The organism is Caulobacter sp. B11 (genome assembly GCF_002737765.1).
Lineage (GTDB): Bacteria > Pseudomonadota > Alphaproteobacteria > Caulobacterales > Caulobacteraceae > Caulobacter.
In genome coordinates this window covers 1-6,773 of the sequence record NZ_PEGG01000079.1, presented here as the reverse complement: position 1 = coordinate 6,773, position 6,773 = coordinate 1, and the positions used below count along the sequence as shown (strand labels likewise).

At 66.6% G+C, this 6,773-nt stretch carries 5 protein-coding genes and 1 pseudogene; 5 read left to right on the top strand and 1 reads right to left on the bottom strand.

Annotated features, from left to right (window positions below; translation table 11 throughout):
* The 5 genes from CSW58_RS04840 to CSW58_RS04825 form a co-directional block, all read left to right on the top strand.
* A partial coding sequence (locus tag CSW58_RS04840; protein ID WP_099446524.1) for a TonB-dependent receptor occupies positions 1-1,927 on the top strand: 1,927 nt, incomplete at its 5' end.
* A gap of 116 nt (positions 1,928-2,043) precedes the next feature.
* On the top strand, positions 2,044-2,880 hold the full coding sequence (locus tag CSW58_RS14295; protein ID WP_201721577.1) for a PepSY domain-containing protein: 837 nt from the start codon (positions 2,044-2,046) through the stop codon (positions 2,878-2,880).
* Positions 2,847-3,389, top strand: a complete 543-nt coding sequence (locus CSW58_RS14290; protein ID WP_236627652.1) for a PepSY domain-containing protein — start codon at positions 2,847-2,849, stop codon at positions 3,387-3,389. Before CSW58_RS14295 ends, CSW58_RS14290 begins: the two co-directional genes overlap by 34 nt.
* 8 nt (positions 3,390-3,397) lie before the next feature.
* The gene (locus CSW58_RS04830; protein WP_201721575.1) at positions 3,398-3,847 is read left to right on the top strand and encodes a copper chaperone PCu(A)C; all 450 of its coding nucleotides are present in this window, start codon (positions 3,398-3,400) and stop codon (positions 3,845-3,847) included.
* Positions 3,844-4,431 carry an SCO family protein gene (locus tag CSW58_RS04825; protein ID WP_236627651.1) on the top strand — a complete coding sequence of 196 codons (588 nt, stop codon included), beginning with the start codon at positions 3,844-3,846 and terminating at the stop codon, positions 4,429-4,431. Before CSW58_RS04830 ends, CSW58_RS04825 begins: the two co-directional genes overlap by 4 nt.
* 120 nt (positions 4,432-4,551) lie before the next feature.
* Here CSW58_RS04825 and CSW58_RS04820 read toward each other — a convergent pair.
* Positions 4,552-6,670: pseudogene (locus tag CSW58_RS04820) on the bottom strand (M13 family metallopeptidase).
* Positions 6,671-6,773 lie beyond the last annotated feature (103 nt).

Sequence of the window (6,773 nt, the reverse complement as noted above, 5' to 3'; positions counted from 1 at the left end):
GGTCTCCAACTTCCTGGGCAACCGCTACGACTATCCGCCCAAGTGGAACGTGGTCGGCCCGGCCGAGGTCCGGCAGTTCGACATCGTCTACGGCCCCTATTCGGCCCGCTACGGCGGCAATTCGATGGGCGGGGTGATCTCGGTCACCACCCGCGAGCCCGAGCCGGGCCGCGAGGTCTATGCCAACGCCCAGACCATGATCATGCCGTTCAAGGAATACGGCTACGATCAGACCTTCAAGGGCTACAGCGCCGAGGGCGGCGTCTCCTACAAGCAGGACGACGGCCCGTGGAGCCTGCGCGGCGGCTTCCGCCACTTCGAGAATACCGGTCAGTCGATGACCTATAATCTGCTGTCGGCCACGACCGGGACGGGGACGACCGTGACCGGCGCCTATGACGACAGCCGGCTGGCCACGCCGGTGTTCGGCGGCGCCTCGCCGGTGCATGTGATCCAGGACCAGCTGCGTCTGCGCGTGGGCTATGCGGCGAGCAATGGCTGGGACATCCAGGCCCTCGGCTTTGTCTGGAAGACCAACCAGGACCTGACCAACCCGCGCAGCTGGCTGGTCGATGCGTCGGGCAAGCCGGTCTATCAGGGCAAGGTCAGGTATGGCGGCAAGACCTGGAACGCCACCGGCCTGACCTTCTCGGAAACCGACCGGATGGAATATCTGGCGGGTCTGAAGCTGTCCGGACCGCTGGCCGGCTGGAAGACGTCGTTCAACCTGTCGCGCTACTGGATTCCGGATCAGGACGCCCGCACCTCCAACGACTACGCGACCGGCGCCGCCAACGGGGCCGGGACCCAGAGCCGCCAGACCAAGCCCGGCTGGTGGACGGGCGACGCGACCTTCGATCGCGCCTTCGGCAAGCATGAGCTCGGCTTTGGCCTGAACGCCAACCTCTACGAGGCCGGAACCGACACCTACAGCACGACCAAATGGCGCACGGCGACCGCGCCGGTCTATTCGACCTCGACCTATGGCAAGACCAGCCTGTGGGGCGTCTGGGCCGAGGACGCCTATGACCTCGACGGCAACTTCGTCCTGACCGGCGGCCTGCGGTTCGACAGCTGGCGAGCCTTTGACGGCGGCATCGGTAAGCGGGTCAGCGGCGCGCGCGTCGACAGCGTCTATGCCGAACGCGAGGAGACCTCGATCAGCCCCAAGCTCTCGCTGCAAGGGCGCGTCCCGGGCGACTTCGAGCTGCAGGTCAGCGTCGGCACGGCCGAGCGCTTCCCCACCGTGGGCGAGCTCTATCAGGGCCGGTTCGACGACATCACCCGGCAGATCGATCCGACCAGCTATGACCCCAATCTGAAGCCTGAAAAGTCCAAGGACGCCAACCTCATCCTGCGGCGGACCTTCGGCAATGTGCGCTCGACGACCAGCCTGTTCTACCAGGACATCGAGGACGCCATCTTCAGCTTCAGCGGGCTCAACCAGTACGGCACGGTGATCTCGTCCTACAAGAACGTCGACAAGGTCCGCCAGTACGGCCTGGAGCTGATCCTCGAGGCCAGCGACGTGCTGATCCCGGGCCTGGACATCGACGCCAATCTCACCCGCATCGACGCCAAGACGGTTCGCAACAGCCCCAACACCGCCGCCGAGGGTGTGAAGTTCCCGCGCATTCCCGATTGGCGGTCCAGCGGCAATGTCCGCTACCGGATCAGCGACGATCTCAAGACCTCGCTGGGCTGGCGCTACGCCTCGCGGCCCAATTCCGACCTGTTTGGCCTATCCCGCGGCGACGCCTACGGCTTCCAGACCGAGTATTTCACGGTCGACGGGCGGGTGTCGTGGAACGTCACGGAGAAGGCCCAGCTCAGCGTCGGGATCGACAACCTGTTCAACGACCAGGCCTACGTCTCGCACCCGCTGCCGCAGCGGACCTTCGTCGTCGACCTGAAGACCAAGTGGTAGGAGCCTGACCCGATGACCGCATCCAGCCCGGCCCTGACCAAGGCGCGACGGACGATCTTCGACTATCGCGCGATCTGGCGCTGGCACTTCTATGCCGCCTGTTCTGCGCGCCGTTCGTGATCATCCTGGCGATCACCGGCTCGGTCTATCTGTTCAAGCCTCAGGTCGAGGCCTGGCTGGATCGGCCCTATGACCACCTGGCGCTGACGGGGAAACCCGTCAGCGCCCAGGCCCAGGTCGACGCGGCCCTCAAGGCCGTCCCGGGTTCACGGCTGCGCACCTACGAGGTGCGGCGCGAGGCTGATGACGCCGCCCGCGTGGTGGTGGGCAAGGCGGGCGAGAACATCCTCGTCTATGTCCATCCCGAGACGTTGCGGGTCCTCAAGGTGATCAACGAGAAAGATCGCCTGATGGACATCGACAAGACCATCCATGGCGAACTGCTGATGGGCGACAACGGCTCGATCCTGGTCGAGCTGGCCGCCTGCTGGGCGATCGTCATGGTGGTCACCGGCCTCTATCTTTGGTGGCCGCGTCAGGCCCAGGGCCTGGGCGGGGTGCTCTATCCGCGCCTGGGACGCGGCTCCAAGCTGTTCTGGCGCGACATCCACGCGGTGACCGGCATGTGGATCTCCAGCCTGGTGCTGTTCCTGCTGCTAACCGGTCTGCCCTGGGCCAAGGTCTGGGGCGACAGCCTCAAGGAGGTCCGCAGGCTGACCGGCACGGCCGTGGCCAAGCAGGACTGGTCCAATGGCCGCGCCGGCGAGAAGGCCGAGCGCAAGGCCATCGACGCGTTGGCCGGGTCGGAACATGCCGAACACATGGCAGGCATGGACATGGCTGGAATGAGTATGTCGAGCATGGACATGTCGGGGATGGCGATGGACGCCACGCCCCGCTCGACCGCATGGCCGCGACGGTGCGAGCCCTGGACCTGCCGCCCCCGGTGCTGATCGCCCCGCCCTCCAGCCAGAAAGGCCGCAACGCCTCGCCCGACTGGACGGCGCGGTCGGACACGCCCAACCGACCCCAGCGGGTGACGCTCACCCTTGATCCGGTCAGCGCCGAGGTCATCGGTCGCGAGGGCTTCTCGGCCAAGCACCCGATCGACAAGGTGATCGGCTACGGCATCGCCGCCCATGAGGGTCAGTTGTTCGGCTGGGTGAACCAGCTGCTGGGCGTTCTGGCGGCTCTGGGTCTGATCACCCTCAGCGTCAGCGGCCTGGTCATCTGGTGGCGTCGCCGGCCAGAGGGGCAGCTCGGCGCGCCGCCGGCCCTGCCCGAAAGCCGGATCGCCATGGGCCTGGGCCTGCTGATCGTCCTGTTTGGCGTGCTGCTCCCGGTGCTTGGCATCTCAATGATCGCCATCGCCCTGATCGAACGCTTCGCTCTGCGCCATATTCCGGGCGTCCGCCGGTGGCTGGGCCTGGATCACAACCCCGTCTCATTTCAAAAGCCCTGAGGTTCATCATGAAACGCATGATCTATTCCGCGACAGCCGCCTGCCTTATCGCGACGTCCGCGCTCGCCGCCGCCTCGACGCCCCGGATCGAAGCCGGCTGGGTGCGCGCCACCCCGCCCGCCGCCCGGGCCGGCGCCGCCTATTTCAATCTCACCAATCCGGGCAAGGCGCCCGACCGGTTGCTGGGCGGCTCGGCGCCGGGTGTCGAACGGGTCGAGGTTCATGAGATGTCCATGACCGACGGGATCATGCGCATGCGTCCCCTGACCGACGGGTTGGTGATCCCGGCGGGCGGTACGGTGGCCCTCAAGCCGGGCGGCTACCACATCATGCTGATCGGCCTGGCCCGCCCGCTCAAGGCCGGAGAGTCCCTGCCCCTGACCTTGCGCTTCGAGAAGGCGGGCAAGGTGACCGTGACCTTGCCGATCAAGACGCCGCCCGCGGCAGGTGCGCATTGATCCGGCGACGGAGCCTGGTTCTCGGCGGTCTGGCCGTCGCCGCGGCCGCCGCGGCCGGGGGCGGCGGCCTGCTGTACCTTCGGACCAAGGGGGGCAAGCCGCTCATCAAGATCGGCGGGCCCTTCGCCCTCAGCGACGTCGACGGCCGGACCGTCACCGACCGCGACCTGCTGGGCAAGCCCACCCTGATCTATTTCGGCTTCACCTACTGCCCCGAGATCTGTCCGACGACCTTGACCGACATCGGTCAGTGGCTGGACCGCCTGGGGCCCAAGGCCGATCGGCTGAACGTGATCTTCATCACCTTGGATCCCGAGCGCGACACGGGCCCGCAGATCAAGCGCTATCTCGCCAATTTCGACCCTCGCATCCGGGGTCTGACAGGGTCGGTCGAGGCGGTGGCGGCCGCCGCCAAGGCCTATCGCATCTACTATCGGAAGGTCCCGCTGGAGGCCGGCGAGTACACGATCGATCACTCCACGGCCGTCTATCTGTTCGACAAGCGCGGAGAGTTCGTGGCGCCGATCGGTTACGGCAGCGCGCCGGATCGGGCCGTCGAGCAACTGACGGCCCTGCTCGGATAGAGCGCCGCTAACCCTTGTACGACCTTGCTTCAGGCGGTCGGCGCGAGGGTGTCTCGCCGCCGAACGCCCGAGCCGGGTTCGCGGTCGGCGCGCCTGGCGCCGACCGCGGAACTTGGAGTCCTACCAGATCTTCACGCGCTCCTCGGGAGCGACATACAGCTTGTCCTCCGGCTTGATGTCGAAGGCGGCGTACCAGCCCGGCTGATTGCGGATGGTGCCGTTGACCCGGTAATAGGCCGGCGAGTGCGGGTCGCTGGCGATCTGCTGGCGCAGGGCGTCGTCACGGCTCTTGGCGCGCCAGACCTGGGCCCAGCCCAGATAGACGCGCTGGTCGCCGGTGAAGCCGTCCAGCACCGGAGCCGGCTTGCCCTTCAGCGAGGCATGATAGGCGTCGAGGCCGAAGGACAGGCCGCCCATGTCGCCGATGTTCTCGCCCATGGTCAGCTGGCCATTGACCTTGGCGCCGGGCAGGGGCTCGAACGCCGAATACTGGGCGCCCAGCTTGTCGGCCTGGGTCTTGAACTTGGAGGCGTCCTCGGCCGTCCACCAGTCGCGCAGCACGCCGTCGCCGTCGGACTTGCGGCCCTGGTCGTCGAAGCCGTGACCGATCTCGTGACCGATCACCCCGCCGATGCCGCCATAGTTGACGGCCGGATCGGCGTCCGGATGGAAGAACGGAGCCTGCAGGATGGCGGCCGGGAAGACGATCTCGTTATTGACCGAGTTGTAGTAGGCGTTGACCGTCTGCGGGGTCATGCCCCACTCGGTCTTGTCGACCGGCCCGTTGAAGCGGGCGACGTCGCGGCGGAAATCTTCGACGCCGGCGCGCAGGTCGTTGCCAAAGGCGTCGTCCTCGCGAATCTCCAGCTTGGAATAGTCCCGCCAGACCGTGGGATAGCCGATCTTGACCGTGAACTTGACCAGCTTGTCCTGGGCCTTGGCCTTGGTCTCGGGGCTCATCCAGTCGAGGTTGTCGAGGCGCACCTTCAGGGCCGAGCGGATATTGACCACCAGATCGTCCATCTTGGCCTTGGAGTCCGGCGGGAAATAGGCCGCCACATAGTCCTTGCCGACCGCTTCACCGAGCAGGCCGTTGACCTGGCCGACGCCGCGCTTCCAGCGCGGACGCTGCTCGGGCTGGCCCGACAGGGTCTTGTTGCGGAACTCGAAGCTGGCGTCGACGAAGCGCTTGGACAGCATCGGAGCAGCGCCGTCGGCGACCTTGAAGGCCTGCCAGGCCTTGAGGGTGTCGAGCGGGGTCTCGGCGTAGATCTTGGCGTATTTGGGGAACGAGGTGTTGGTCGTGACGATCAGGCGGTCGAACTTCGGCAGCTCGGCGCCGGCGAGGTAGCGGTTCCAGTCATAGCCCGGCGTCAGGGCCTGCAGGCCGGCCAGGTCGGTGGGGTTGTAGGTCTTGTCGCGGTCGCGGCGCTCGACCCGGGTCCAGGAGGCCTCGGCCAGGCGGGTCTCGAAATCGACGACGGCCTTGGCGCTCTCGGCGGGCTTGTCCCAACCGGCCATGGTCAGGATCTGTTCGACATAGGCCAGATACTTGACCTTCTTGTCGGCGAACTTGGCGTCGAGATAGTAGTCGCGGTCGGGCAGGGACAGGCCGCCGGTGCCCGAATAGATCGCGTAGCTGTTGGGGTTCTTGGCGTCGACCGAGATGCCCAGGCTGATCAGGCCGCTATAGGGGGTGGTCGAGGCCCGGCCCATCAGGGCGGTGAACTCGTCCTTGGTCTTGACCTTGCGAACGCCGTCCAGCCAGGGCGCGATCGGCTTGGCGTCGAGCTTTTCGATCATCGCCTCGTCCATGAAGGCGCGGTAGGCGGCGCCGACCTTGGCGCGTTCGCCGGTGGCGGCCTTGTCGGCGGCGGCGGCCTCGATGATGGCGCGGGTGCGGGCTTCAGACAGCTGGGCCAGCTTGTCGAAATTGCCGTAGCGAACCCGGTCGGACGGGATGGTCGTGGCCTCGTCCCACTTGCCGCTGGCGAACTTGTAGAAGTCGTCGCCCGCCTTCACCGACCGGTCCATGCCCGAGATGTCGAAGCCCCAGGCGCCGTAGCGCGGCGACTCCAGCGACACCGTCGCGTCGGCGGCGGCCGGCTCGGCGACGCTGACCAGCGACTGCATCGTGCAGGCGTCATTGAGGCAGGCGTGATTGTCTTGCGCCTGGGCCCCGAAGGCGGAGAGGGACAGCGCCGCGACGGCGGCCGCGGTGAAACCAGATTCGTTTCATGGAAATGCGATCCGTTGGAGTGTGCGGCCCGCAATCTGCATGCTTGTCGCCAGAACGTACCTTACATTTCTGTCATGTTGGAACCCGCGCCGCCGAACGATCT

Coding starts and splice junctions, on each gene's coding strand:
- CSW58_RS04830 (WP_201721575.1), top strand. CDS start 3,398: ATGAAACGCATGATCTATTCCGCGACAGCCGCCTGCCTTATCGCGACG.